The sequence below is a fragment of the Actinomadura vinacea genome, assembly GCF_039532545.1.
In the GTDB taxonomy this organism is placed as follows: Bacteria; Actinomycetota; Actinomycetes; order Streptosporangiales; family Streptosporangiaceae; genus Spirillospora; species Spirillospora vinacea.
Window position 1 is genome coordinate 460,633 of the sequence record NZ_BAAARW010000002.1, and the last position, 25,197, is coordinate 485,829.

27 protein-coding genes and 1 pseudogene are annotated in these 25,197 nt (G+C 71.2%); 12 read left to right on the top strand and 16 right to left on the bottom strand.

Features of this window, described 5'->3' with window-relative positions; genetic code table 11:
* Positions 1-70: 70 nt before the first annotated feature.
* Positions 71-1,030: an SDR family oxidoreductase gene (locus tag ABD340_RS04015; RefSeq protein WP_344587034.1), complete on the top strand. Its 960-nt coding sequence runs from the start codon at positions 71-73 to the stop codon at positions 1,028-1,030.
* Between the two features lie 9 nt (positions 1,031-1,039).
* Here the strand turns inward: ABD340_RS04015 and ABD340_RS04020 are convergent, their stop codons facing one another.
* A complete protein-coding gene (locus ABD340_RS04020) occupies positions 1,040-2,020 on the bottom strand; it encodes a helix-turn-helix transcriptional regulator (RefSeq protein ID WP_344587035.1) in 981 nt (326 codons plus the stop codon).
* 78 nt (positions 2,021-2,098) lie between these two features.
* On the opposite strand from ABD340_RS04020, the gene add reads away from it, so the two are divergent.
* The gene (add, locus tag ABD340_RS04025) at positions 2,099-3,130 is read left to right on the top strand and encodes an adenosine deaminase (protein ID WP_344587036.1); all 1,032 of its coding nucleotides are present in this window, start codon (positions 2,099-2,101) and stop codon (positions 3,128-3,130) included.
* An 18-nt stretch (positions 3,131-3,148) separates the two neighbouring features.
* Here add and ABD340_RS04030 read toward each other — a convergent pair whose 3' ends face one another.
* The 3 genes from ABD340_RS04030 to ABD340_RS04040 are packed head-to-tail and all read right to left on the bottom strand — an operon-like array spanning position 3,149 to position 7,010.
* Positions 3,149-4,402, bottom strand: a complete 1,254-nt coding sequence (locus ABD340_RS04030; protein WP_344587037.1) for a DUF1266 domain-containing protein — start codon at positions 4,400-4,402, stop codon at positions 3,149-3,151.
* A 47-nt stretch (positions 4,403-4,449) separates the two neighbouring features.
* Positions 4,450-6,507 carry a molybdopterin-containing oxidoreductase family protein gene (locus tag ABD340_RS04035; RefSeq protein ID WP_425547311.1) on the bottom strand — a complete coding sequence of 686 codons (2,058 nt, stop codon included), beginning with the start codon at positions 6,505-6,507 and terminating at the stop codon, positions 4,450-4,452.
* 5 nt (positions 6,508-6,512) lie between these two features.
* Positions 6,513-7,010 (bottom strand): hypothetical protein, encoded by a 498-nt coding sequence (locus tag ABD340_RS04040; RefSeq protein WP_344587040.1) that lies wholly within the window; start codon positions 7,008-7,010, stop codon positions 6,513-6,515.
* A gap of 142 nt (positions 7,011-7,152) precedes the next feature.
* Between ABD340_RS04040 and thyX the strand changes: the two genes are divergently transcribed.
* Together thyX and ABD340_RS04050 are read left to right on the top strand one after the other, a co-directional pair.
* Positions 7,153-7,950, top strand: coding sequence for an FAD-dependent thymidylate synthase (gene thyX, locus ABD340_RS04045; RefSeq protein WP_344587041.1), 798 nt, complete (start codon positions 7,153-7,155; stop codon positions 7,948-7,950).
* Between the two features lie 73 nt (positions 7,951-8,023).
* Complete coding sequence (locus ABD340_RS04050) at positions 8,024-8,740, top strand: dienelactone hydrolase family protein (RefSeq protein ID WP_344587042.1); 717 nt, start codon at positions 8,024-8,026, stop codon at positions 8,738-8,740.
* Positions 8,741-8,746: 6 nt separating this feature from the next.
* On the opposite strand, the gene ABD340_RS04055 is transcribed toward ABD340_RS04050, so the two are convergent.
* The 6 genes from ABD340_RS04055 to ABD340_RS04080 all read right to left on the bottom strand — a co-directional run bounded on the left by ABD340_RS04055 (position 8,747) and on the right by ABD340_RS04080 (position 14,156).
* Entirely contained in the window at positions 8,747-9,031 is a 285-nt protein-coding gene (locus ABD340_RS04055) for a ubiquitin-like small modifier protein 1 (protein ID WP_344587043.1), read from the bottom strand.
* Positions 9,028-10,113, bottom strand: a complete 1,086-nt coding sequence (locus ABD340_RS04060) for a WD40/YVTN/BNR-like repeat-containing protein (protein WP_344587044.1) — start codon at positions 10,111-10,113, stop codon at positions 9,028-9,030. The genes ABD340_RS04055 and ABD340_RS04060 overlap by 4 nt, the downstream gene beginning before the upstream one ends.
* Positions 10,114-10,181: 68 nt before the next feature.
* Positions 10,182-10,571 carry a PaaI family thioesterase gene (locus ABD340_RS04065; RefSeq protein WP_344587045.1) on the bottom strand — a complete coding sequence of 130 codons (390 nt, stop codon included), beginning with the start codon at positions 10,569-10,571 and terminating at the stop codon, positions 10,182-10,184.
* Positions 10,572-10,748: 177 nt separating this feature from the next.
* Positions 10,749-12,098, bottom strand: a complete 1,350-nt coding sequence (locus ABD340_RS04070) for an FAD-dependent oxidoreductase (RefSeq protein WP_344587046.1) — start codon at positions 12,096-12,098, stop codon at positions 10,749-10,751.
* 712 nt (positions 12,099-12,810) lie between these two features.
* Positions 12,811-13,587, bottom strand: a complete 777-nt coding sequence (locus ABD340_RS04075; RefSeq protein WP_344587144.1) for an SDR family NAD(P)-dependent oxidoreductase — start codon at positions 13,585-13,587, stop codon at positions 12,811-12,813.
* On the bottom strand, positions 13,587-14,156 hold the full coding sequence (locus ABD340_RS04080; RefSeq protein ID WP_344587047.1) for a hypothetical protein: 570 nt from the start codon (positions 14,154-14,156) through the stop codon (positions 13,587-13,589). Before ABD340_RS04080 ends, ABD340_RS04075 begins: the two co-directional genes overlap by 1 nt.
* A 302-nt stretch (positions 14,157-14,458) precedes the next feature.
* Here ABD340_RS04080 and ABD340_RS04085 point away from each other — a divergent pair, with 302 nt between their 5' ends.
* Complete coding sequence (locus ABD340_RS04085; RefSeq protein WP_344587048.1) at positions 14,459-14,785, top strand: hypothetical protein; 327 nt, start codon at positions 14,459-14,461, stop codon at positions 14,783-14,785.
* Positions 14,786-14,835: 50 nt separating this feature from the next.
* On the opposite strand, the pseudogene ABD340_RS47875 reads toward ABD340_RS04085, so the two are convergent.
* The 4 genes and pseudogenes from ABD340_RS47875 to ABD340_RS04100 all read right to left on the bottom strand — a co-directional run.
* A pseudogene (locus tag ABD340_RS47875) lies at positions 14,836-15,132 on the bottom strand (ATP-binding cassette domain-containing protein); the annotation flags it as partial.
* A gap of 33 nt (positions 15,133-15,165) precedes the next feature.
* A complete protein-coding gene (locus ABD340_RS04090; protein ID WP_344587050.1) occupies positions 15,166-16,215 on the bottom strand; it encodes an ABC transporter substrate-binding protein in 1,050 nt (349 codons plus the stop codon).
* Positions 16,216-16,505: 290 nt separating this feature from the next.
* Positions 16,506-17,693, bottom strand: coding sequence for an amidohydrolase family protein (locus ABD340_RS04095; RefSeq protein WP_344587052.1), 1,188 nt, complete (start codon positions 17,691-17,693; stop codon positions 16,506-16,508).
* A 129-nt stretch (positions 17,694-17,822) separates the two neighbouring features.
* Positions 17,823-18,020 carry a hypothetical protein gene (locus tag ABD340_RS04100; protein ID WP_344587053.1) on the bottom strand — a complete coding sequence of 66 codons (198 nt, stop codon included), beginning with the start codon at positions 18,018-18,020 and terminating at the stop codon, positions 17,823-17,825.
* A gap of 64 nt (positions 18,021-18,084) precedes the next feature.
* Between ABD340_RS04100 and ABD340_RS04105 the strand changes: the two genes are divergently transcribed.
* Positions 18,085-18,225, top strand: coding sequence for a hypothetical protein (locus ABD340_RS04105; RefSeq protein WP_344587054.1), 141 nt, complete (start codon positions 18,085-18,087; stop codon positions 18,223-18,225).
* 89 nt (positions 18,226-18,314) lie between these two features.
* Positions 18,315-19,049 carry a FadR/GntR family transcriptional regulator gene (locus ABD340_RS04110; protein WP_344587055.1) on the top strand — a complete coding sequence of 245 codons (735 nt, stop codon included), beginning with the start codon at positions 18,315-18,317 and terminating at the stop codon, positions 19,047-19,049.
* 24 nt (positions 19,050-19,073) lie between these two features.
* Here ABD340_RS04110 and ABD340_RS04115 read toward each other — a convergent pair whose 3' ends face one another.
* A complete protein-coding gene (locus tag ABD340_RS04115) occupies positions 19,074-19,292 on the bottom strand; it encodes a hypothetical protein (protein ID WP_344587148.1) in 219 nt (72 codons plus the stop codon).
* A 90-nt stretch (positions 19,293-19,382) separates the two neighbouring features.
* The gene (locus tag ABD340_RS04120) at positions 19,383-19,889 is read right to left on the bottom strand and encodes an MFS transporter (protein ID WP_344587056.1); all 507 of its coding nucleotides are present in this window, start codon (positions 19,887-19,889) and stop codon (positions 19,383-19,385) included.
* Positions 19,890-20,155: 266 nt separating this feature from the next.
* Here ABD340_RS04120 and ABD340_RS04125 point away from each other — a divergent pair, with 266 nt between their 5' ends.
* The 5 genes from ABD340_RS04125 to ABD340_RS04145 all read left to right on the top strand — a co-directional run bounded on the left by ABD340_RS04125 (position 20,156) and on the right by ABD340_RS04145 (position 25,017).
* Positions 20,156-20,659 (top strand): pyridoxamine 5'-phosphate oxidase family protein, encoded by a 504-nt coding sequence (locus tag ABD340_RS04125; RefSeq protein ID WP_344587058.1) that lies wholly within the window; start codon positions 20,156-20,158, stop codon positions 20,657-20,659.
* A gap of 123 nt (positions 20,660-20,782) precedes the next feature.
* Positions 20,783-21,190, top strand: a complete 408-nt coding sequence (locus tag ABD340_RS04130) for a YciI family protein (protein WP_344587145.1) — start codon at positions 20,783-20,785, stop codon at positions 21,188-21,190.
* A 6-nt stretch (positions 21,191-21,196) separates the two neighbouring features.
* Entirely contained in the window at positions 21,197-22,342 is a 1,146-nt protein-coding gene (locus ABD340_RS04135; protein ID WP_344587059.1) for an RNA polymerase sigma factor, read from the top strand.
* Between the two features lie 432 nt (positions 22,343-22,774).
* Positions 22,775-23,761, top strand: coding sequence for a hypothetical protein (locus tag ABD340_RS04140; RefSeq protein WP_344587060.1), 987 nt, complete (start codon positions 22,775-22,777; stop codon positions 23,759-23,761).
* Positions 23,762-23,763: 2 nt separating this feature from the next.
* A complete protein-coding gene (locus ABD340_RS04145) occupies positions 23,764-25,017 on the top strand; it encodes an ABC transporter substrate-binding protein (RefSeq protein ID WP_344587062.1) in 1,254 nt (417 codons plus the stop codon).
* The last annotated feature ends 180 nt before the right edge of the window (positions 25,018-25,197 follow it).

Genomic DNA, 25,197 nt, shown 5'->3' on the forward strand with positions numbered 1-25,197 from the left:
ACCGCGGGAACGTCACGGCTCGCCGGAAAACCTGACGCGGGCTGTCAGGTTTCGCTGCGAACATCGTCCCATGAGCGAGAACACGACCGACGACACCACCGGGGCCGCCCGCGCCGAGAAGCCTCTGGCCGGTACGGTCGCCCTGGTCGCGGGGGCCACCCGCGCCGCCGGGCGCGGCATCGCCGTGGAACTGGGCGCGGCCGGGGCGACCGTCTACGCGACCGGGCGCACGACCCGGGAGCGGCGCTCGGAGGTGAACCGTCCCGAGACCATCGAGGAGACCGCCGAGCTGGTCACCGCCGCGGGCGGCGAGGGCATCGCCGTGCCGGTGGACCACCTCGACCCCGCCCAGGTCGAACGCCTGGTGGAGCGGATCGACGCCGACCACGGGCGCCTGGACGTCCTGGTCAACGACATCTGGGGCGCCGACCACCTGATCAAGTTCCGCAGAAAGCTGTGGGACCTGCCGCTGGAGGACGGCCTCCGGATGTTCCGGCTGGCGCTGGACTCCCACGCCATCACCAGCCACCGCGCCCTCCCGCTGCTGATCAGGAACCCGGGCGGGCTGGTCGTCGAGATGACCGACGGCACCGCCGAGAGCAACGCCGCGTACCGCTGGGAGACCGGCTTCTTCTACGACATCGCCAAGTGGGCGGTGATCCGCATGGGCCTGGCCCTCTCGGAGGAGATCAAGGAGCACGGCTGCACGGCGGTCTCGCTGACCCCCGGCTGGCTCAGGTCCGAGGCGATGCTGGAGAACTACGGCGTCACCGAGGACAACTGGCTGGAGGGCACCCGCATCGCCGGGCACTTCGCCATCTCCGAATCGCCCGCCTTCGTCGGACGGGCCGTCGCGGCCCTGGCCGCCGACCCCGACCGCGCCCGCTGGAACGGCAGGTCGCTGTCCAGCGGCGGGCTGGCCCAGGTGTACGGCTTCACCGACGCCGACGGGAGCCGCCCGGACGCCTGGCGCTACATCGAAGAGGTCCAGTGGGCGGGCAAGCCCGCCGACGTCACCGGATACCGCTAGCCGCTCCGCCTAGCGGTAGAGGGCGGCGATGCGCGCGGCGGTCCCGGCGATCCGGTCGCGCAGCTCCGGCGGGTCGAGGACCTCGATGTCCGCGCCCAGCCGCAGCAGCTCGGAGCAGGCGACGTCGGGGGACTCGACCGGCAGGGTGGTGACTACCCAGCCGTCGGCGTCGGGCTCCCCGGCCTTGGCCATGGCCTGCCGCGCCGCGTACGGCTCCACCGCGTACCGCAGCGTCCGCAGGCCCGCCGGGCTGATCCGCACCGTGATCTCCTCGCGCAGCATCGCCCGCAGGAACGCCTCCGCCTGGACCGACCAGTAGCCGGGCAGGTCGAAGGCCTCGTCGCGGTCGAAGCGCCCGCCGGCCGGGACCAGGCCGGTGATGCGGTCGACCCGGTAGGTGCGGTGGCCGTCCCGGTGCCGGTCGGCGACCCGGGCGATCAGGTACCAGGTGCCGTTCTTGAGGACGAGGCCGTACGGCTCGGCCGTCCGCTCGACCTCGCGATCGCGGTCGCGGCGGTAGCGGAATCGGACGGTCTCGTCCCGCCACACGGCCTGGGCGAGCTCGCGCAGCACCGGCGGCGGGCCCGACCGGCCGAACCAGCCGGGGGCGTCCAGGTGGAAGCGCTGCCCGGCGCGCTCGGGGGCGTCCCGCAGCGCGGGCGGCAGCGCGGCGAGCACCTTCAACTCCGCCGCGGCCACGGCGTCGGCCAGGCCCATGTCCTCGGCCGGGCCGGGCAGCCCGGCCAGGAACAGCGCCTCGGCCTCCTCCCGGCTGAGCCCGGTCAGCCGGGTGCGGTAACCGCCGACGAGCCGGTAGCCGCCGCTGCGGCCCTGCTCGGCGTACACCGGGACGCCCGCCGCCGACAGCGCCTCCACGTCCCGGTACACGGTGCGCTCGGAGACCTCCAGCTCACGGGCCAGTTCGGCGGCCGTCATGCGCTCCCGCGACTGCAGCAGGAGCACCAGGGAGATCAGCCGGGACGCACGCATACCGCCATTCTGACATTCTTCTGTTAGATAACCCCGAGTTTGCCGTCTTGTGGTGAACGGCGACTGTAGCGTCGCCGCGTGACTCAAACGATCAAGCCCGTGCACGAGTTCATCGACGCCCTGCCGAAGGTGGAGCTGCACGTCCACCTGGTCGGCTCGGCCTCGGTCCCCACGGTCCTGGAACTGGCCCGCCGGCACCCGGACGGCCCCGTCCCGGCCTCCGAGGCGGAGCTGCGCGACTTCTACCGCTTCCGCGACTTCCCCCACTTCATCGAGGTCTACCAGGCGGTCAACGCCCTGGTCCGGGACCCGGAGGACGTCGCCACCCTGGTGCTCGGCACCGCCCGCGACCTCGCCGCGCAGAACGCGCGGTACGTCGAGCTGACCGTCACCCCGCACTCCCACCGGCTGGTCGGGATGGCGCCCGCCGCGGTCACCGAGGCGCTGGACACGGCCGCCCGGCAGGCGCGCGAACAGCACGGCGTCCAGATGGCCTACATCTTCGACATCCCCGCCGGCCTGCCCGGAGACATCATCGGCGGCACCCTCGACCAGGCCCTGAACCACCCGCCCGAGGCGCTGGTCGGGTTCGGGCTGGGCGGCCTCGAGCAGGCCCGCGCGGGCCACACCGAGGCGATCCGGGACGCCTTCCGGGCCGCCCGCGCCGCCGGCCTGCGCAGCCTCCCGCACGCGGGTGAGATGACCGGGCCGGAGACGATCTGGGAGGCCGTCGAAGAGTTGGGCGCCGAGCGGATCGGGCACGGCCTCAGCTGCGTCCAGGACCCGAAGCTGGTCGCGCACCTGCGCGAGACGCAGATCCCCTTGGAGGTGTGCCCCACCTCCAACGTGTGCACCGGCCAGATCCCCGACGTCGCCTCGCACCCGCTGCCGACGATGCTGGCGGAGGGGCTGTTCGTCACGCTCAACAGCGACGACCCGCCCATGTTCGACACCACGCTGACCGGCGAGTACCGCGTCGTGGCCGACACCTTCGGGCTGGGCCGTGAGGAACTGGCCGCCCTCGCCCGCAATGCCGTGACCGCCTCCTCGCTGGACGAGAAGGGCAAGCGGGCGATCACCGCCGACATCGACGCCCTGCTCGCCACCTGACTTCCCCCGGGTCCCCGGTCAGCCCCAGGCGAGCTTGCGCCAGGGGCTGCCGGGATCGTCGGTCAGGATGCGGTGGACGGCGACCGACCGTGCGTACCACCGGCCGAACTCGTCGTCGTCGAACCGCAGCATCCGGCCCAGCGTGTACCCGGCGGAGAAGTCCGCCCACGAGACGTACATCCGGCGGGCCCGGTCAGCGGCGAGCAGCACGTCCTTCTCGGCCTCCTCGGCGTCGCAGTATCCGGCGTTGCGGCCCCAGCGGGCCATGTTGACCGCGCGGCCGAAGTCGTACCCGAACACGCTGCCGATCCGGCCGTCCGGGGGCAGCACCTCGTCCGCCTTGAAGCGCGCCTCGTACCGCAGGATGCGGGTGGACAGCTTGATCAGCGCGGTCGTGGTCTCGGCCGAGATGTCCTTCTCACCGCACCACACGGCGATGGCCTCCTGCCAGGCGTACTCGTCGTCGCCCCGGCGCCGGCGGTCCAGCACGACCTGGACCGCCGGGTCGCTGTTCTCGGCGACCAGCAGCGCGTCCATCTGCTCGCGCCAGCTCGCGTCGTCGGTGACGCCCCAGCTTTCGGCGAGCCGTTCCCGGTTGTCGGCCGGGTCCTCGTCCCGGCCGTCGGCCAGGTTCCAGGCGACCCCGTTCCCGACCGCCAGATGCGCGCCCACCGCCAGGGCCGCGGCCAGCCGCCCCCACGACGGCGCGTCCGGGTCGGTGACGAGGATGTCGTGGTCCCGGTCGGGGCGCCGCTCGGCCTCGGCCAGCAGCACGGAGATCTGGCGGCGGGCGTCGCCCGCCGGGTCGACCCCGGCCATCAGCTCGCGGATCGCCGGGACGGCCGCGCGATGCCCCAGCTCCTTCACCGCCAGCCGGGCGGCGTGCAGCGCGGCGCGGTCGGCGCGCTTGTGGTCCTGGACGGACCGGAACCCGCCCACCGCGGCCATCGCCCGGCGCCGCGCCTCCGCCGGCCGGCCCGCGCCCGCCAGCACGTGCGCCGCCTGGCCGTCCAGGACGGCGCGCGCCCCGGCGTCGTGCGGCGGAAGGCCCGCGGCGGCGTGATCGGCGTGCGCCAGGACCCGCATCGCCTCGTCGGTGCGGCCCGCGTCCTGGAGCGCTCGGGCGTGCCGCCCCCGCACCGCGACCGCCGAGGCCCAGTCCCCCGCCGCCTCCAGCGCCCCGGCCACCTCCGCGTACGCGACGGCGGCCCGGTCGGGTCTGCCCTGCCGCTCGTACTTCCTGGCCCGATCGAGCTCCGCCCGCATCGTCATCCGCTCCTCCGCCGCCGAACCGCTACGGAAGATCTTGACGCGGGGGATCAGGCAACCGGTTCCACCTCCACGCGGGTGTCGTGGAAGGTCGGCCCGCCGCCCAGGTCGGTGTCGCGCTCGTCCACCACGGCGTTGGCGTTGGCGCCGCCGGAGAACTTCGCCCAGTGCCCCTTCGTCGTCGCCGCGACGCCGGGCCGCACCCGGTCGGTCACCTCCAGCACCGCCTCGAACGCGCCCCGGTCGTTGCGGACCCTGACCCGCCGCCCGCTCTCCAGGCCGCGCGCCGCCGCGTCGTCCGGATGCATCCGCAGCGCCGGGCCGTTCCCGGACCGGCGGCGCAGCTCGGCGTTGCTGCCGAACTGCGTGTTGAGGAAGTGGTGCGAGGCCGCCGAGATCAACGCGATCGGGTAGGCCGCGGCGCGCCCCGGATCGGTGACCTCGGCGGGCGGGGCGTGCCCGGCGACCGGGTCGAGCCCGGCGCCCGCGGCGCGCCCGGACACGAACTCCAGCCGTCCCGACGGCGTGGGGAACCCCTCGGCGTACGGCACGAACGGGTCGGGCACCGCCAGCCGGACGAACCCCTCCTCGCGCAGCCGGTCGAGGGTGATCCCCTCCAGATACGGGTGGCCGGACGACAGCGCCTGCTCGGCCAGCCGCTCGTCGGACTCCTGCAGGGCCGGATCGTCCAGGCCCATCCGCCGCGCCAGCCGCCGGAACGTCTCGGTCGTCGGCAGGCACTCGCCGGGCGGCGCGACGGCCGGCTCGTTCCAGGCCAGGTACAAGTGCCCGTAGCCCTCGTGCAGGTCGGCGTGCTCGTGCTGCATCGTCGCGGGCAGCACGATGTCGGCGTAGTCGGTGGTGTCGGTCGGGAACCGCTCGAGCACCACGGTGAACAGGTCCTCGCGGGCCAGCCCCGCCCGCACCTTGTTCTGGTGCGGCGTGCTGCCCGCCGGATTCGCGGCGATCACGAACAGCGCCTTGACCGGCGGGTCGTCCACCTCCAGCAGGCCCTCGCCCAGCCGGCTCATCGACAGCACGCGGCGGAAGCCCGGGCCGCCGGGCCGCAGGTCGTCGCGGTACAGCGCCCGGCGGTTCAGCTTGATGTGGCCGGAGGTGGAGAACACCAGCCCGCCGCCCAGCCGCCCCCAGTCCCCGGTCACGCCCGGGACGCACGCCAGCGTCCGCAGGGCCGAACCGCCGCCCGCGTGCCGCTGCAGCCCCTGCGTGGCCCGGATCGCGGTCGGCCGGGTCCGCGCGATCCGCTCGCCGAGCGCCACGATCCGCTCCTCGGGCACCCCGCAGATCTCCGCCGCGCGGGCCGGCGGGAACTCGGCGATCCGGGCCCGGAACTCCGGCCAGCCCAGGGTGCGCCGCTCCAGGAAGTCCTCGTCCTGCGCGCCGCGGCCGACGACGACGTTGAGCAGCCCCAGCGCCAGCGCCGCGTCCGTGCCCGGCAGCGGCGCCAGATGCTCGTCGGCCTGCGCCGCGGTACGGGTCAGCACCGGGTCGATCGCCACCACGTGCGCGCCCTCCCGGCGCGCCGCCTGCACGAACCTCCAGATGTGGTGGCCGCTGGTCAGCGGGTTGGTGCCCCACAGGATGATCAGCCGCGCGTGCGCGAGGTCCTCGGGATCCATGCCGCCGGCCGACCCGATCGTGTACGTCAGCCCGGTGATGCCCGCCGCCGAGCAGATGTTGGCGTCGTGCCCGGACGCGCCGATCAGGTTGAACAGCCGCCGGCCCGCCTGGCCCTCCAGCCCCTGGACGTAGCCGAGCGTGCCGGTGCCCCAGTACGGCCAGACCGCCTCGCCGCCGTGCTCCCCGACGATCCGGCCCAGCCGGGCCGCGATCTCGTCGAGCGCCTCGTCCCAGGTGATCCGCTCGAACCGGCCCTCGCCCTTGCGGCCCGCGCGGCGCAGCGGGTACAGGATCCGGTCCGGCTGGGCCGCGTGCTCCAGCCAGCGGTTGACCTTGGTGCACAGCGCGCCCCGCGTGTACGGGTGGTCGGGGTTGCCGCGCAGCCCGACCGCCGCGCCGTCCCGCACGGTGACCACCCACGAGCAGCCGTCGGGGCAGTCCAGGGGGCAGGCGCCGAGGACCTTCAGCTCCTTCAAAGATCGCCCTCGAACCGGTCGCCGAGATAGCCCGCCACGTCCGGGCCGTCCGGCCGGGCCAGCACGTGCCGCAGCCAGGCCCGCCGCTCGTGGTCGACCACGGCCCCCTCCCAGACGCAGAAGACCGCCGGGGTCGGGTGCGGCGCGAGGTCGGAGGGGGTGTCGAGAGGGCCCGAGTGGAGGCGCTGGTGGATCTCGTTCTCCCCGGCCCACCAGTCGTAGAGGACGAAGCTGAAGTCGGCCGCCGAATGGACGACGACGAAGCCCAGCCCGTACCGGTCGGAGCCCGGCCCGCCGCGCCGGGCCGCCGGCGCGGGCAGCACGTCCGGAACGGCCTTCAGCGCCGCCTCGACCAGCTCGGCCGGGGGTCGCCCGCCTTCGGAGGCGATCCCGTACACCTTCAGCCGCCACCCCGCGCTCTCGTGCAGCTCCAGGAACCTGATCGGCCGGGGCCGGTGCGGCCCGCGCACCGGCACCTCCCAAGTCGCGCTCACCCATGACCTCCCGTCCCGAGCCTTCAGTGTGCCAATACCATCATGAGTGTCATCCGATGACACCCATGACAAGGTCGCGATCACGTCCGCGACCTGATTTCCTAGGGGACGACCGAAACGGGATCCGTGGGGGGACGAACGAGTGAAGAGCGTCGAGCCAGAGGTGTACCTCGTCGCGCGGCCTGAGCTGGACTACGACGAGGTCGCCCGATACCTGCGGGACGTCGGCGGGGAGTCCTGGCTGGGCCGGCTCGACCGCGGCGAGCTGGACGCCGAGCTGAACGACCCGCAGAACCTCGCCGAGTTCGCCGGGCGGCTGTGCTACCGCTCCTGGGAGCCCGGCCTCAACCCCAACGTGACCAAGATCCGCACCGACCAGGACCAGTACCTGGAGAACATCCTGCGCAGCATGCACGGGTCGGTGCTGGAGCACGTCAGCTTCAGCTTCGTGCTGCACAACGTCAGCCGGGTGCTGACCCACGAGCTGGTCCGGCACCGCCCGGGCGTCGCGATCTCCCAGGAGTCGCTGCGGTTCGTGCGGCTCCAGGACATCCCGTTCTGGTTCCCCGAATGGGCCCGCGAGGACGCCGAGCTGATGAAGCGCGCCACCGCGATGCTGGAGCAGATGGAGGAGTTCCAGGGCTGGATGGCCGGGCACTTCGGGCTCGACGACGAGGGCGTGCTGTTCAAGGAGAAGAAGCACAAGACCTCGTTCATGCGCCGCTTCGCGCCCGAGGGTGTCGGCACCGGGCTGGTGTGGACGGCCAACGTCCGCACCCTGCGGCACATCATCGAGAACCGCACCGCCCCCGGCGCCGAGGAGGAGATCCGGCTGCTGTTCGGCCGGGTGGGCGAGGTGATGCGGCGTGAGGCCCCCGCGCTGTTCGGCGACTACGAGGTCGAGGACGGCGCCTGGGTCCCCAAGTGGCGCAAGGTCTGACCGGCCGCTGAGACGCGGGTCACACCCGTTCGGGTCTGGGCGTGCGGCCCGGAGGGCGGCGAGGCTGGGTCGCATGCCGGACATCACCGTTCCCGCGGGGGCCCAGGAGCTTCCCGCCTATCTCGCCGTCCCCGAGGGCGAGGGGCCCTGGCCCGCCGTGGTCGTAGTGTTCGAGGCGCTGGGCGCCAACGAGGACATGCGCGCCCAGGCCGACCGCTTCGCATCCCGCGGCTACCTGGCGCTCCTGCCCGACTTCTACAGAGGCGCGCCGTGGCTGCGCTGCGTCCGCACCGCGATGCGGCAGCTGTTCACCCGGCGCGGTCCGATGTTCGACCACATCGAGGGCGCGCGCGCCTGGCTCGCCGACCGGGACGACTGCACCGGACGGGTCGGCGTGGCCGGCTTCTGCATGGGCGGCGGGTTCGCGCTGGTGGCGGCGGCCCGGTACGACTTCCAGGCCGCGGCGGTGAACTACGGCATCCTGCCTCGCGACCCGCTGAAGGTCCTGGACGGCGCCTGCCCGATCGTGGCCAGCTACGGCGGCCTCGACCGTTCGCTGTCGGGCGCGGCCGGGAAGCTCGAACGAGCCCTGACAGCGCTGGACGTCCCGCATGACGTGAAGGAGTACCCCGGCGCCGGGCACAGCTTCCTGACCGCGGGACGGCTGCCGGCGCCGATGGGCGCGATCTCCAAGATCGTCATGGGGCACGGCAAGGGCCGGGACAACGCCGCCGACGGATGGCGGCGCATCTTCGCCTTCTTCGACGCCCACATGGGATCTACAACGTAAAGGCGGTCAACCGCCGGAAACGGCCGGCAGCACATAGACCTCCGCGCCGGGCGCCAGCGGCGTGGCCAGCAGCGCGAGATCGCGGATATTGGTGTTGCCGAGGAACACGTTGACGTGCGGGCGGAGCGCGCCGCACTCGTCCCGGACCCGGCGCTCCACGGCGGGCAGGTCGCGGGCCAGGGCGTCCAGGGCGTCGCGGACGGTGGCGCCGGCGGGCACCCGCACCGGGACCGCCGCCCCCGCGCCCGCGATGTCGCGGAGCACGCCCGGGAGACGCACCGTGACGTTCACAGGACGGCCGCCCGCACGCACAGCACGTCGGGCAGGTGCCGGACGACCTCCGTCCAGGACTCGCCCTCGTCGCGGCTGGCGTAGACGCAGCCGTCGCGGGTGCCGAAGTAGAGGCCGGTGCCCTGGTCGGTGCAGAACGCGTCGCGCAGCACGCTGGCGTGGCACGGCTCGTCGGGCAGGCCCTTGGTGTGGGCCGTCCAGGTGGCCCCGGCGTCGTCGGAACGGCACACCTGGTAGCGGTGGCCGGCCGGGCTGCGGTCGATGTCGGCCGTCAGCGGGATGACGTAGACCGTGCCGGGCCTGGTCGGCGATACCGCGATGGGGAAACCGAAGTCGCCCGGCAGGCCCGCGTCGATGCGCGTCCAGGAGCCGGTGCCGTCGTCGCTGCGGTAGACGCCGCCGTGGTGCTGGAGGAAATAGCGGTCGGGGCTGGCCGGATGCGCGTCGACCTTGTGCACGCACTGGCCGTACTCGGGAAAGGGATCCTCCGGGATGAAGTCGACCTGGATCCCCTTGTTGCGCGGCTCCCAGCTGGCGCCGCCGTCGGCGGAGCGGTAGACGCCTCCGGTTGAGATCGCGACCGTCAGCATGCGCGGGTCGCTCGGGTGCGGCAGGACGGTGTGCAGGCACAGGCCGCCGCCCCCCGGGTGCCAGGTCGGCCGGTGGGGATGGTCCCAGAGGCCCTGGACGAGCGCGAAGGTGCGCCCGCCGTCCTCGGAGCGGAACAGCGCCGCGGGCTCCACCCCCGCGTAGACGACACCGGGCTCGGTGGGGGAGAAGCGCAGCTGCCAGATGTCCTTGAGGGCCGCGCCCGCGGTCTCCGGGAACGCGATCGGCGCGTCCTCGTCCGCCTCGCCGGGCTCGCTCCAGGTACGGCCGTGATCGTCCGAGACCACCAGCGACACGCCCCAGAAGGGGCTGTTGACCGCGGCCAGGATCCGGCTCCCGGCGGCGGGGTCGAACGCGGCGGCCGTCACCGGTGTCGAGGTGAACCGCACCGGGTCGACCTCCCAGCCGCCGGCGCGGCTCCGGGCGGTGAACAGTCCCTTGCGGGTGCCGATGATCAGTACGACGTCGTCCATGGTGCCTCCCGGGATGAGCCGGTGCTCCGGTGCGAACCTCCCATGGTATTCCCCCTGGTCGCGAGAGGTCAGTCGCTGAGGACCGCCTGCGTCTGGGTCACCTGGGCCACGCGGCGGCCCTGGCCGTCGCTCAGGTCGGTCTGCACGACGATGAAGCGGCGCCCGGTGTGCAGGGGCCGGGACACTCCGCGCACCTCGCCGTCCCGGACGCCGCGGAAGAAATTGGTCTTGGACTCCAGCGTCGTGGTGGAGGCCCCGGCGGGCAGGTTGAGGAAGGCGCACAGCGCGCCGAGGCTGTCGGCCAGCGTCATCAGCGCCCCGCCGTGCATGACCCCGCCCGCGGTGCAGCGCTCCGGAGCCCAGGCCAGGCGGCCGGTCACCTCCTCCGGCCCGGCGGTGTCGAGTTCGACGCCCAAGTCGCGGGCGAAGGGCATGGCGTCGACGAGTCGGTCGGTCACGGCACTTCCTCTCTGCGGGCGCGGCTTGTCACCCTGGCGAGCCGGACGCCCTCGCGTCCATTACGCGGGAGGTCATTCTTCTGCGACCGGCGAAAGGTGTTCCCGTTCGTCTTCGCGGCCGGCTCGGAGTTCGGGTTCGTGCTCACGGCTCGGGCCGGCGTGTCGATGCCGAACCGCTCAGCCGGTCTTCTCGGTGAGCGCGGTCTTGGCGGCCGTCAGGCCGAACACCAGCGCCGGCGCGAGCCCCCCGGCGTAGGCGCGCCGGTAGAGGCCTCCCGCGTCCGCCCCTGCCGCGAGGAGACCGGGCACTGCGTCGCCGTGCTCGGACAGCACGCGAGCCGCACGGTCGATGAGCAGGCCGCCGAAGGTGTAGGTGATCGCCGGTGCGGTCTCGATCACATAGAACGGCGGTTCGTTGATGGGCTTCCGGTCCAGAGCCCGGGGCGGGGTGATGTCCTCGCCGTGGGCGGCGCGGAGGTTGAACTGCTCGATGCGGTCCCGGATCTTCGCTCCGGGGTAGCCCCATTCCTCCGGTATCAGATCGAACTCCGCCAGGTCGCCGGCGACCGCCACGCGGGCCCCCGCGCGACGGCAGAGTTCGAGCTTGTCGATCGCGGGTGTCCCCTCGACGTAGGGCGTGGTGATCCACTCTCGCCGCACGCGGGCGTCGGCGATCAGCAGGCCGCGTGCCTGCGGCTGCTCGACCAGCGCGATCGTATTCAGGTGGTCCCCGACGGTCTCGTCGACGAAGCGTTCCCCTTCGATGTTGAACAGGAGGGCGTGCTCGCTGTAGTAGAGCGCGAGGTCGACGAACCGGGACGAGTCGTTCAACGGCACGCCCCAGGGCATCAAGTGCCCGTAGAAGCCGGCGTCCTCCTTCCCGAACGCGCCGCCGGCGGCGAGGCCGAGCCGGAGCCCGTCACCTCGGCTGTACGGATTCGCGCGCAGCTCCATGTCGGGAGCCTGGGCATGGATGTGCCGCGCCAGAAGATCGCTGTCCCCCTGGAAACCACCGGTCGCCAACAGGGTCTGCCCTGCCTCGATCCGGCGGACCGATCCGTCTGGCCGCACACACTCCGCACCCTTGACCGCGCCGTCCTCGACCAGCAGCGCACGCGTCTCGGTGCCGGTGAGGACCTCGCCGCCGCGGTCGCGGATCAGCCGCTCGCAGCTGTCGAGGTAGTGGTCGGTGTCGAATTGATGGCCTCGCCCGTAGCCGAGGACCGGAACGGCCGGTTTGCACTCGACGCCGAGGGAGCGGATCCAGTCGATCCCCTCGGGGAAGCCGTCCAGCAACGCCGCCGCGAGCTCCGGATCGCCGTCCGGATTCACCCGGCGCATCTCGTCAAGGGTGGGAGCCGTCCAGGCGAAGCCGGCGAACCGCGCGGAACCGCCGGTGGTCTCCCCCTTCTCCACCAGCACGACCGATCCGCCGCCGTCGGCCGTTCGGGCGGCGGCCGAAAGACCGGCCATCCCGCCGCCGATCACCAGCAGATCCACGTGCGCGTTCCGGGCGGTTCCACTCATCTGTCGGATCCTTTCTCGACCAATTGCAACAGAAGTATTCCTACAGTTCGTGCGGCGGGGGCGGTCACGGGCTCGGGCACGCGCGCCCGAACGGGTGTCCGAGGGGGGAGAGGGAGATCCGCGTCTCCGCCCCACCGCGTTCCGCGGAAGTAGACGGCGCCTCTGTCAATGGGAGTCGTCCTCGATCGTGTCTTCCGCCACGCGCTCCGCCCGGGAACTGAGGTCGTGCAGAGGCTGGACTCGCGACGATTCGATGGTGATCGACTCGATTTTGCCCGAGTAAGCGAATCTTCCCTCATAGAGGCTGGACACAGGCGTGCCGGTGTTGCACCCGACATCAAGGGTCTCGTGCGTGCGACCTCCCCTTTTCCGATCCGTGTTCCGTCGAGGAAGAACGCCACATCTCCGAGCTGGATTTCCGGCGGCACGATGCCTTCTGCTTCTGTGCGGCGAAGGTCTGCTCGCGCTGCACGTTCCATCCGTGGTCGAATCGCCCACGGTATCGGTCTATCCATCCTGGCCGGGGTAGTTGCTCCGCCGGCCTCGTTCGTCCATGGGCAGCGACTGCCGATTATCACTCACCGCAAGCACCTCCGAATATCGACGCGTTGACGTTGCGGGGACACGAATGCTGACGACGGGGCGCGGGCGTCGGCCGCCCGGCGCGCACACGATTCCACTCGAGCGCCGTCGAATACCGATCACCAAAACATCAGACGGCGGTGAAGCCGCCGTCCGCGGCGATGGCGGCACCCGTGATGAAGGACGCGTCGTCCGAGCAGAGGAACGCCACGACCGCTGCCATTTCCGACGGGTCGGCCTTGCGTCCGATGGGAACCTCGACCCGCAGTTTCGATTTGGGTGCCGCGGACGTTCGGCTGATCCGCGCTTCCTCGGCGACGGAACGGCTGTTCGCGGCCAGGCCGGTCGCGACGACACCGGGGCAGACGCAGTTGGCCCGGACACCGCGATCGGCGTACTCGACCGCCACCGCTCGGGTCAGTTGGAGGACGCCGCCCTTGGAGGCGTCGTAGCCCGCCGACCGCCCGGCGGCGACGAGTGAGGCCACCGACCCGATCGTGGTGATCGTGCCGCCGCCGCGGACGAGGTGGGGGAGGGCGTGCTTGATCACGAGGAACGTCCCGGTGAGGTTCACGCCGAGCACGAGCTCCCAATGCTCCAGGTCCATCGTGTGGGTGGTTCCGGAGAGAGCGATCCCGGCGGCGGCCACGACCGTGTCGAGCCCGCCGAAGGCGTCCGCCGCGGCCGTCACCGCCTCCTGCACGGCCGGTTCGTCACGCACGTCGCACGTCAGGTCGATCGCCCGGTGACCGGCGTCCTTGATCTCGGCCGCCACCTTCGCGGCGGCCTCCTCGCGCACGTCCACGACGGCCACAGCGGCGCCGGCCTGCGCGAGGCGCAGCGCGGACGCGCGGCCGATGCCGCTCCCCGCCCCGGTGATCAGGGCCCTCCGGCCGTCCAGCGGCATCACAGGCCGATCCTTTCGGCGGCGCCGGCAAGGGCGTCTCGTTCGTCGGCCAGGCAGCCCTTGCCCCACACCTGGTCGTCATACGCCGACATGCCGATCTTCAATGTCATCCCTGCTTTCAGAGCTTGTCGCCGGCGGCCATCGCGGCGACCACGCCCGCTGTGGTGACGGCGGTCATGACCAGCGCGATCGCGGCGACCGTGGGCGTCGGTGGCCAGGGAGCCGGCGCCGCTGACCCGGGACGCCTCGACGTAGGCGGTGCCCTGCGCGATCATGCCCGACAGCAGCATGCGGGTCGCGAACGGCAGCATCAGCGTCACGTAGACCAGGACGATCACCCAGCGGGAGCCGTAGAGGATCATCGGCGGGCTGGTGTAGGTGAGCAGGAAGCCGGCGCCGAAGACCACGGCCGGGATGCCGAGCGGCAGCGCCACGATGATGTCCAGCAGCGTGTGGACGATCCGGTGCCGGCGTCCGCGCAGCAGCAGGGGCGCGGCGACGAACCCCGTCGGCAGCACGATGATGACGGCGGGGCTCTTCTGTGCCGGTTCGGTGCGTATCGCCATCATGCGTCCACGGGTTCGGGACTGGGCTCCGCGGACGGGGCGGCGGACCCGGGCCACCCGTCTCCCTCGTCCTCGAAGAACTTCGCGTCGGAGGGGCGGAAGCCGATCCGGATCCCCCGCCCGGCGGCGAGCCCCTCCGCCCAGCCGCCGCCGTCACCCAGCGGCAGGCGGGCCCGCAGCCGGTCGGCCGCGATCGGGGCGTCCCTTCGGCCGGTGCGACGACGACGGTCACGTCCAGGTAGCCGGAGTCGAGGACGCGGCCGGTCAGGTATGTCATGCCGAGCCGCGGCGCCTCGTCCTCCGGCGTGAGGACGAGGTCCTCGGGGCGCGGCCGGGCCACGATCCGGCCGGGCGAGCCGAGCGAGCCGCGGGCCGTCGGCGACTCGCCTTCGGCCGGCACGCCCGCGCAGGTCCACGCTCCGTCGCGGCGTTCGAACGCCAGCCGGTTCGACATGCCCACGAAATCGGCGACGTACCCGGTCGCGGGCTGCTCGAAGACCTGCTTCGGGGTGTCGAACTGGTCGATCGTCCCGCCGCGCATGATGGCGAGCCGGTCCCCGAGCGCCAGCGCCTCGGACTGGTCGTGGGTCACGAAGACCGCGGTGAAGCGCAGCTTCGCGTGCAGCAGGTAGGCCCGCAGAGAGTCGCGCAGCCGGGCGTCCAGGTTGCTGAGCGGTTCGTCGAACAGGACCAGGTCGGGGCGGGCGACCAGGCCGCGGGCGAGCGCCACCCGATGCTGCTGGCCGCCGCTGAGCTGCGCGGGCTGCCGGTTGATCCGGCGGCCCGTGTCGAACACCGTTTGCCCGCCCAGGGAGATGCGGCCGGCCGACGGCGTCTCCAGGCCCGCCAGGCAGCGCAGCGTGGTGAGCAGGACGAGGAACTCGCCCTCCTCGATCTCCAGCTCCAGCCCTTCGATGACCGTGACGGGCGGTCTTCCCTTGAAGGTCTTCGTCAGGCCTTCGGCGCTCACGTAAGGCACGCCGTGACCCCGATTCCAGTCGGCTTCCTGGTCCTAGGCCCCATATTGCTCGTTCCACTCCTCCTGGAACGCCTTGACCTTGTCGGGAGTGAGCTGCGAGAGCTCCTGCTTGCGGACCTGCCCCATGGTCGCGACGGTGCCCGGTATGTTCCGCAGCACCGACGCGTTCTTCCGGGCGATCGCCTCCTGGCCCTGCTGGCCGATCATGAAGTCGGCGAGCACCTGGGCGGCGTTGGGGTGGGGGGACGACTTGAGCGCCATGCCCCAGAACATCGAGCCCCACGCCTGCTTCGGCAGCCCCCAGTCGACGGGCGCGCCGGTCTTCTTCTCGTCGACGAGCGGCTGGACGAAGGCGGCCGCGGCGATCTCGCCGGAGGTCAGCGCCTGGGCCATCGGCAGCGAGCTCGGGTAGATGCGTGGGCGCTGGGCGCCCAGCTTGCGCACGAAGTCCTCTCCGTACGTCTCCTTCAGATAGAGGTAGAAGTCCACGGCGGCGGACGTGGCGGGCTTGATGACGCCGATCTTCCCGCCGGCGAGCTGGGGGTTCAGCAGGTCGGAATAGTCCTTGATCCCGGCCGGGTACCGCTTGGTGTTCCACCCGAACGTCAGGATCGCCGCGTTGGTGAGGAAGTAGGTGCCCTCAGGCACCGAGGTCGCCTTGCTGTACGCCGGGGCGTCGAACGACGGCCCGCGCGGCGCCTCGTAGAGGTCCTTGTTCGTCTTGACCCAGTTGAGGCTGGCGATGGTGAGGATGTCGGCGATGCCCTTGCCGGTCTTGCGCTCGGCCTCCACCTTGGGCGTCATGTCGGCGTCGATCCCGCGGACCACCATCACCTTGATCTTCGGGTACTTCTTCTCGAACCGCGCCTTGAGGTCTTCCAGCTGGTCCGTGCCCTGGCTGGAGTAGATCGTGACGCGGCCCTCCTTCTCGGCCGCGCTCACCACCTTGTCCCACGAGCCGGCGACCGGCCCCTTGGACTTCACTTCGACCGGGCCCGCGGCGCAGGCCGCCGCCGGCAGGACGGCGGTCACCGTCAGCGCGATGCCGCTGAGGAACCGGCGGCGGTGGACATCTTTGATCATTGCGATCTCCTCCCCGTGACGTCCTGCCGCGGGCGGAGCCGGGCAGGGACGGGGTCATCCAAGTGGGGTGGCAGGACAGGCGTGGCGGACGAGCACGCGGCACGCCGCGCGCGAACCTGTGGATCGGGTCCCCCTCGCCGTACGCCCGCGAGGGGGCTGGAAGGGCATGCGGGCGTTCTGCGCCGTGGAGCGGACGGGGCCGAGGGGCGGCCTCTTCGCCGCCGCGGTCGTGTGGTCGCGGCGGTCGTTGAGCGCGGGTCGTGCCCGGCCGGGGTGGGGCCGGGCCGGTCTCAGGACGCGGTGGCCGCCCCGATGCCGTAGAGGCGGGCGGCGTTGTCGTGCAGGATCTTGCGGAGCGTCTCGTCCGGAAGATCGCCGAAGGTGGTCTCAAGGTACTCGTCCGGCGCCACCGCGGTGGTCGCCGGGCCCGGGGACATGCTGGTCGGGTGCGGGAAGTCGGTCTCGTAGAGGATGTGGTCCGGGCCGAGCCGGTCGATGGCGTGCCGGACGCCGTGGTCCTCGAACCAGAAGCAGCCGTAGATCTGCCGCTTGAAGTACTCGCTGGGCAGCAGCTCGTACTCCGGGTGCTCCAGGGCGACGCCGCAGTTCTTCCACTGCCAGTCGAGGGCGTCCAGCGCGTAGGGGATCCAGCCGACGCCGCTCTCGACCGAGACGAAGTCCAGTTCCGGAAACCGGTGGCAGATCCCGCCGCAGACGAGCTGCGCGATCGTCCGCGCGTTCCCCATGAAGAACGAGACGCCCATCGAGGCGTAATTGGCGCGTTCGCCGTTGTCCGGGTGGCCGGCCCCCATCAGCGACAGATCGCCGGACGCGATATGGAAGTTGACCGGCATGCCCATTTCCTGGGCGGCCGCCCACATCGGGTCCCAGTGGCGGTCGGTGAGCTGGGGGAGACCGAAAGCCGCGGGGTCCTGGGTGAAGATGATTCCGCGGTGGCCGAGCTCCCTGACGCGGGTCATCTCCGCCAGGGTGGCCTGGAGATCCCAGAAAGGCAGCGACGCCATCGCGACGAAACGGCCTGGCGCGTCCGAACCCCACTCCACCTGATAGTCGTTGTAGGCACGGATGCAGCCCAGTTGCAGTTCCTCGTCGTCCATCTCCAGGAGCCGTCTGGCATCGAAGAGCGCGACGTTCGGGTAGAGGACCTGCGCCTGGATGCCGTACTGGTCCATGTGGGCGGCGCGGGCTTTCGCGTCGTACATGACCGGGTCGATGTCGCGCCAGCGCCGCGGATGGTGGGGCGGGTACTCGACCCAGCCGGCCATCGCGGGCGCACCCACGGCGGCCATCCGCTCGCCGGAGACGAACCACGCCTCTTCGCCGTTCTCGTCGTCCCAGCGCACATGCGGGATCTGGTCGCCGTACTTCGCCGGAATCCGCGAGGTCCACAGATCCGGCGGCTCGACCACATGGGTGTCGGTGTCGATGATCTTGATTTCACTGATTACAGACGCCATGGGTGGCCTTTCCGACGACCGCTGTCCACTGCTGACCTTAGCGTTTGCGTGGTAGAGACGCTAATCTCTCATGAGGAATAGGTCAATACTCTCATGAGGATTCCTGTGTCGTGGGTCACGGATCGCCGGTCAGCGCATGGTCGCCCGGCCGCCGTCGACGCTGAGCACCGCGCCGGCCGTGAAGCCGGCCCCGGGCCCGGCGAGCGCGGCCCCGACGAGCTCGTGCGGCTCGCCGCCGTGACGCCGCAGAAGATCTTGGCCGAGACCGCCGTCCATGACGCTCGCCGAGAGGGCGGGGTGGTCCGCCCGGCTCTTGTGCAAAGCCACCGAAGCGGGGTATTCCTCATGAGATTAAGCAGAGAATCGGTGGGCGCGCGATGGAGGAGCGGAGATGACGGACGGCTCTCTGACCGAGCGGGTCGCAGTGGTCACCGGCGCCGCCGAGGGGCTCGGACCGGCCATCGCCGGCGAGGTCGGCGCGGGGATCACCGGTGCGCTGTGGAGTGTCGACGGCGGGACGTCGCCGTGGTGATTAGCTGGGAAGGCAATCATGAGGAATTGAGGTAAAGCTTGTCTGCACCTGAGCCCGCGACGGCCATCGCCCGCCTTTCGCGGGGCTGCATGGATATCGTGGTCGGCGACGCCGCCACCCGGCTGCTCAAGACCTCCGAGTCCGTGGCGCGCGACATCGTCCACGACATGGTGGAGCAGGGGCTGCGCACCGGGGACCGCATGCCGGCCGAGCCGGCCATGCTCGAGTGCTACGGCGTCAGCCGCCAGTCACTGCGGGAAGGTCTGCGCCTGCTGGAGGTCCAGGGGCTCATCAGCATCCGCCCCGGCCCTGGCGGCGGTCCCGTCGTCGGCAGCATCGACCCCGGCAACCTCGGCAAGACCGCCACCCTCTACTACCACCTCGCCGGCGCCACCTACAGCGAGCTGTTCGACTCCTGGGTGCTGATGGAGTCCATGCTCGCCGAGCTCGCCGCGCGCAACTCCGACCGAGCCACCGCCCGCAAGGCGCTGGAGCCCTTCCTCGACGCCGCCGAGACCGATTCCCCGGAGTTCTTCAAGCACCACAGCTACTTCCACTCGGTCCTGGGCACGCTCGCGGGCAACCGCGTCCTCGAACTGACGTTCCGGACCGCGGGCTTGATCGTGAGCCACCACATCCTGGCGGGCGCCGCCGACCCGCGGGACATCCGCCAGACCTTCGACGCCGACCACGCCCTGGTCGCCAAGGCGATCATGGGCGGGCACCCGAGGAAGGCCCACAACCAGATGGCCGAGCACATCAGGAACGTGGCCGCCTACTACGAGGCCTACCAGAGCATGAACAGCCTGATCGAATGGCGCTGACGGCGCCTGGCCCCTGACCAGAAGCTAACCGGACTTCAGCGTCTCGCGCAGGATGACCGCCTCCCGCTGGTACCCGTCCGGATTTCCCACGAGGAGGACGGAGATGGGGCTGCTCAGGTTCGTGTCGGTCACCGTGACCACGGCGCCCTTCTCGCGGCCCCACGTCTCGACGACGGCCAGTGCGTGCGGACGGCCACGCTCGGGGTGGTCTACGACGCCTTGCCCGCACCGCGCCGGCCGCACGACGTGATCACCGTTCCCGGCGGCCGGCGCGGAGCACGGCCGCCCCGGCCCGGCCGCACGCAATGCAGCAAAGCCCGCTGATGCCGAACGTCATCCGCGCACTGGTGACTTCCGCCGGCCAGCCGACGACCGGCGCGCCGATCGCGGCACGACGGTCAGGCCGCCGATCACGAAGATCAAAGCCAGTGCCGACCACAGTGCCGGTACCGCAGCGGCGAACATCATCAATGTGGAGAGCATGGCCGCGGCGATCACCATGGCGGTTCCTGACGTGCGGACCCTGCTCGCCGTGCTCAACCCGCCGAGGACCGCTCCTAGACCCATCGCGGTGAATGTCTCGGCGTCGCCATCGAACGCTTCTTTTGCCAACAGCGGCAGCATCACGCTCCACTCGAACACGATGGTTCCGGTGATGGTCATCAGCGCGAGAGGGCCGAGCAAGCACGGCGTTCGCGCCACGTACCTCAGGCCCTCTCTGAGTTGATGATCACGTTGTTGAGCATGGCGGCATTCGTGAGCTGGTCCGGCCGCACCATCGTCGGTGACGAGAGTCTGCCGCGCGGGCTTGTCGAGGGCCGGTGGGTGGATCGCGCCCACGACGTCGGACCATGGCCGGCGCCGGCGAATACACCTGCCATCCGTCATGTCGCCTTCGTCGAAGACGTCGCGCCGGCCTGCGAGCCCGCGGCGCGGGGCTTGTGGGGGAGCTTGAGCGCTACGAGGGCAGCTATCGGCTCTGTTACGTTCGCGGGCCGGAGGGGATCATCGTCGAACTGACGGAGCAGATCAGCTGACGGTCCGTCGCGGCCGACCCGCGACCTGCCGGAGCCGCTTCGCGGACCAAGAAAACGACAAGCGGAGGGATGACCGTGCGACCGAACGAGATCACCGAGGTTCTGAACCGACCGATCAGCCAAGAACTGTTGGCCCGCGACCTGACCCGCTTGGCCTACGTCGCCAAGGACGGCACACCCCGCAATGTTCCGATCGGGTTCACCTGGAACGGCTCGGAGATCGTCATGTGCACTGCGAAGAACGCCCCGAAGCTCCCGGCCCTGCGCAAGAACCCGGCGGTCGCCCTGACGATCGACACCGAGGTGCACCCGCCCAAGATCCTTCTCATCCGCGGTCGGGCCGAGCTGGACGTCGTTGAGGGCATCCCGGACGAGTACCTCGAGGCGAGCGGCACCTACGAGATGACGCCCGAGCAACGGGTCGAGTGGGAGGCGGGGGTGCGTTCGCTCTACGACGGCATGGTCCGGATCGTCGTGACCCCGACGTGGGCGAAGTTGATCGACTTCGAGACGACTCTGCCGAGCGCGGTGGAGGAGTTGGTCCGGCAGCGGGACGAGCGTCAGCGCGCCTGAGCGCCGCGGAGGCTTGGAAAGTCCGCCAGGAAATTTCTCGGTGGGATGTCGAGAACCCGCGCGCGGCTCCGTCCCTGCATTGAACACGGCCACAATGGGCCGTACCGCACCAAGGAGAACATGATGGCCAAGTACCTGCTGCTCAAGCACTACCGGGGCGCGCCGGCATCGGTCAACGACGTGCCGATGGACCGGTGGACGCCGGAGGAGGTGTCGGCCCACGTGCGGTACATGCAGGACTTCGCCGCTCGGCTCGAGGCCACCGGCGAGTTCGTCGACAGCCAGGCGCTCTCCCCGGAGGGCACGTTCGTCCGCTACGACGGCGAGGGGCGGCCGCCGGTCACCGACGGCCCGTTCGCGGAGACCAAGGACCTGATCGCCGGCTGGATGGTGATCGACGTCGAGACCTACGAGCGGGCCCTCGAACTGGCCGGCGAGCTGTCCGCGGCTCCGGGGGCGGGTGGAAAGCCGATCCACGAGTGGCTCGAGGTGCGACCGTTCCTGGCCGCGCATCCGACCGTCACGGAGTGACGCACGGTGGACGAGGCACTGCTGCGGAGCCTTACCCCCAGTGTCATCGGCATCCTCGTCCGTCGCGGAGCAGACTTCGCGGCGGCCGAGGATGCCGTGCAGGACGCCTTGGTAGAGGCAGTGCGCGTGTGGCCGGACGACCCGCCGCGGGACCCCAAGGGCTGGCTGGTCACCGTGGCCTGGCGTAAGTTCCTCGACGCGGCCCGCGCCGATACCTCCCGACGGCACCGCGAGGTGCTCGTCGAGAGCGAGCCCGTGCCCGGCCCGGCCGAGATGGCGGACGACACGCTCCAGCTGTACTTCCTGTGCGCGCACCCGTCCCTGACACCGGCGTCGGCCGTCGCGCTCACGCTGCGCGCGGTCGGCGGCCTGACCACGCGGCAGATCGCGCAGGCCTACCTCGTGCCGGAGGCGACCATGGCCCAGCGCATCAGCAGGGCCAAGCGGACCGTCTCATCCGTCGGGTTCAACCGGCCCGGTGACGTCGCCACCGTGCTGCGCGTGCTCTACCTCGTGTTCAACGAGGGGTATGGCGGGGACGTCGACCTGGCGGCCGAGGCGATCCGCCTCACCCGCCACCTCGTCGCCCTGACCGACGAGCCCGAGGTCGCGGGGCTGCTCGCGCTCATGCTGCTGCACCATGCGCGCCGCGAGTCTCGCACCGGCCCCGGAGGCCGCCTGGTGCCGCTTGCTGAGCAGGACAGATCGCGCTGGGACACCGGGCTGATCACCGAGGGGGTGACGATTCTGCAGGCCGCGCTGGCCCGCGACCGGCTGGGCGAATACCAGGCGCAGGGCGCGATCGCCGCCCTGCACGCGGACGCCCCGAGCACCTCCGAGACGGACTGGGTGCAGATCGTGGAGTGGTACGACGAACTGCTGCTCCTCACCGACAGCCCGGTGGCGCGCCTCAACCGCGCGGTGGCCGTCGGCGAGGCCGACGGACCGCGGGCCGGCCTGGCGGCGCTGGCTGAGGTGGACCCCGACCTGCCCCGCTACACCGCGGTGACGGCATATCTGCAGGAACGGGCCGGTGACCTCGAGCACGCCGCCGAGCTGTATGCCGAGGCCTCCCGCGCAGCGACCAGCGTGCCGGAGCGAGACCACCTCACCCGCGAGGCAGCACGGGTGCGGCAACTGCTGCGGCCGTGAGTACGGCATACCGGTGTTCACAAGGAAACCCCAACGGACACCGGGACGGGCCTGTGAACAGACGTCGCGACTTCGACCATTTAGGTGGTACGCATTGATTCTCAGCGAGCCCTCGCATGCATGGCGCCTAGCATTCAACCCTGTGCCGGTCCTCTCCGGCCCTAACATTGCTGCGGGTGTGTACACCGGACACCGACCGGGGCTCACCCTCGAAGGAGATGGACGCCGCCGGGGGACCCCGGTTGAAGCGTAAGCCTCAGCGGCGATCTCAACCGCCCACTTGGCGGCTCGCCGTGGCTTCTGGGTTCTGGGGCCGAAACCGGCCCGACCGGAACCTGATCGACGGCGGATTCTTGGTCTACTGTGACTTGCGTGTCACTCGCTGTTCGAGCGGTTCCGCGGAAATGGAGTACACCGCGTTGGCTCTGGTCGGTGATGGCTCTGGTCGTAGTGCTGGCATTGCTGTTCTGGCTGGTCGCAACGATTGTCTCGGTGGGCGGCCAGGGGGCGGTGACAACGGCACGGGAGCGAGGCGTTCCCGCATATGTCAGCGCCCGTGCCGCCCGTGCCGCGTTGTCGGATGCCGACCGGGCCGCATGGCAGAGCTTTCGTTCCGGGGCGGCCAAACTCATCGGCCCTGGTCAGCGGTTTCGGGACGACCTCACGACGGCCGGACAAAGCCTCGCGAGCATGGCCGCGATCGACCGCGGTGGCGCCACCGGCCGCGACCTGCTGCGCGCGGTGAACGCTCAGGTCGTCACATATCAGGGGCTTGTGGAACAGGCCGATGCCACATACCGGCAAGGAATGGAGGAGCTCGGTTTCGCGTATCTGAGCTACGCCTCCGATCTGCTGCACGGTGACGGTGGGCTGCTGGCCAGGATCGACGAGATCGCCCGGCGGGACCGGCAGGCCATCGAAGAGCGGCGCCATTCCGCCTGGACCGGCACAGGTGTCGTGATCGCCCCCATTGCGGTCGGGGTCGTGCTCATGGCGGCGCTGGGATACGCGCAGGTTTCGATGGCCCGGCGATTCCGACGCGTTCTCAACGTGCCGCTCCTGACCGCCTGCGTCGTGCTGTCCGTGCTGGTCATATGGACGACGGTCACGCTCGTCCAGACCCAACGTGCCTTCGCCCACGCCTACGACAAGGAACTGTCCGCCCTCGACCGCGTCTGGCAGACCCAGATCGCCATGGCCGACTCCGGTGCCGGTGCGCTGAGGGCGGGCCGTAGCGCCGACCTGACCGGCGGGTTGAACGTCGCGGCGGCCGACCGTGCGCGCCGGCCGCTCACGGCCCGGCTCGCGGACGCCGGGGACACCGATGGCCTGACCGTGGGGCTGCCGCTGCTGACCCTTGCGGTGGCGGGCCTGGCCGCGATGGGCTTCGTGCTCCGGCTTCGCGAGTACCGGGGATGATCGTGCGACTTCTGACGGCTCTCCTGCTGCTCTGCGGTTTCGTCCTCGCCGGCTGCGGCGGCTCCGGCTCGGACACGAACGTCTCCGTGCTCGGCTCCTGGACCGGGGAAGAGGAGGCCTCGTTCCGGGCGGTGCTGGCCGACTTCGAGAAGCGCACCGGCATCCACGTCGACTACACCGGCACCCGGGACGCCCGTGCGGTGCTGGCCAGCGAACTGCACGACGGCCACCCGCCGGACACGGCCGTGCTGGCCAACATCGGCGACCTCCGCCGCTATGCGGCCGGCGGCGACCTGCGTCCCATCAGCGGCGTTCCGCAAGGTACCGACAACGGTCTGACCACCGCCGCCGGGCCGGACGGCGGTCGTCGTCCGTACGGAATCGTCGTCAAGGCGACGGTGAAGAGCCTCATCTGGTACAACCCGCGAACGATCCCGTCCGGGCTTCGAGACCGGCTCACCGCACCGCCTCGAAGCTGGGACGACCTCGCCAAGGCCACGGCCGCGACCGGTGCCCGCCCCTGGTGCCTCGGCTTTGCCGACACGTCCAACTCGGGCTGGCCGGGCACCGACTGGATCGAGGACATCCTGCTGCACGAGTCCGGCCCGGAGGTCTACGACGCCTGGGTCTCCGGACGCCTGCCGTGGACCTCCGAGCCGGTACGGAACGCCTGGCGGGCGTTCGGCTCGGTCGTCGGCGGCGCCCGCGGCGGCACCAAGGGCATCCTGCTCACCGGCTACGGTCAGGCCGGAGCACCGATGTTCACCGATCCGCCGGGATGCCTCCTCGAACACGCGGGCTCCTTCGTCACCGGCTTCTACGGCCAGGCCGCGAGTCGCCCGCAGGCGGGCCGCGACTACGACTTCATCCCCTTCCCCGGCCGCCGGGCGGTCGAGATCGGCGGCGACGTCCTCGGTGTGTTCCGCGACACTCCCGCGGCCCGCAGGCTCATCTCCTACCTCACGACCGCCCACGCCCAGGAGATCTGGATCAAACGAGCGGGCAGCGGTGCGTTCTCGCTCAACCGCGCCGTCCCGCCCGATCACTACCCTGACCGGCTCTCCCAGCGCATCGCCCAGACTCTCACGAGCGCGCAGACCGTACGCTTCGACGCCTCCGACTCCATGCCGACCGTCATGGCGGCGGCGTTCGACCACGCCGTCCTGGAGTTCGTCGCCGACCCCAAGGACGGTCGCCTCGACAGCATCCTGACCGCCCTCGACCAGGTTCGCCGAACGACTCGCTTCCCTTCCTGACTCCTGACCAGAGCCGGCGTCCCTGGCCGCGAAATGGGCGGCCGCGGACGGCATGTGTCAGACTGCGGCGGCTCTGTTCGGCGGGGCACCCGCCTCCAACCCGGCCACCTGAGGAACTGCCCGTCGGATGCCTTCACCGGCAGTCCGCAACCGCCCGCCTGCCAACGGCTCCGTTAGGAT

Coding starts and splice junctions, on each gene's coding strand:
- ABD340_RS04015 (WP_344587034.1), top strand. CDS start 71: ATGAGCGAGAACACGACCGACGACACCACCGGGGCCGCCCGCGCCGAG.
- ABD340_RS04080 (WP_344587047.1), bottom strand. CDS start 14,156: ATGATGGCGATACGCACCGAACCGGCACAGAAGAGCCCCGCCGTCATC.
- ABD340_RS04090 (WP_344587050.1), bottom strand. CDS start 16,215: ATGATCAAAGATGTCCACCGCCGCCGGTTCCTCAGCGGCATCGCGCTG.
- ABD340_RS04125 (WP_344587058.1), top strand. CDS start 20,156: ATGACCGTGCGACCGAACGAGATCACCGAGGTTCTGAACCGACCGATC.
- ABD340_RS04075 (WP_344587144.1), bottom strand. CDS start 13,587: ATGCCGCTGGACGGCCGGAGGGCCCTGATCACCGGGGCGGGGAGCGGC.
- ABD340_RS04070 (WP_344587046.1), bottom strand. CDS start 12,098: ATGAGTGGAACCGCCCGGAACGCGCACGTGGATCTGCTGGTGATCGGC.
- ABD340_RS04130 (WP_344587145.1), top strand. CDS start 20,783: ATGGCCAAGTACCTGCTGCTCAAGCACTACCGGGGCGCGCCGGCATCG.
- ABD340_RS04030 (WP_344587037.1), bottom strand. CDS start 4,402: ATGACGATGCGGGCGGAGCTCGATCGGGCCAGGAAGTACGAGCGGCAG.
- ABD340_RS04110 (WP_344587055.1), top strand. CDS start 18,315: ATGGATATCGTGGTCGGCGACGCCGCCACCCGGCTGCTCAAGACCTCC.
- ABD340_RS04050 (WP_344587042.1), top strand. CDS start 8,024: ATGCCGGACATCACCGTTCCCGCGGGGGCCCAGGAGCTTCCCGCCTAT.
- ABD340_RS04060 (WP_344587044.1), bottom strand. CDS start 10,113: ATGGACGACGTCGTACTGATCATCGGCACCCGCAAGGGACTGTTCACC.
- ABD340_RS04095 (WP_344587052.1), bottom strand. CDS start 17,693: ATGGCGTCTGTAATCAGTGAAATCAAGATCATCGACACCGACACCCAT.
- ABD340_RS04020 (WP_344587035.1), bottom strand. CDS start 2,020: ATGCGTGCGTCCCGGCTGATCTCCCTGGTGCTCCTGCTGCAGTCGCGG.
- ABD340_RS04105 (WP_344587054.1), top strand. CDS start 18,085: ATGACGGACGGCTCTCTGACCGAGCGGGTCGCAGTGGTCACCGGCGCC.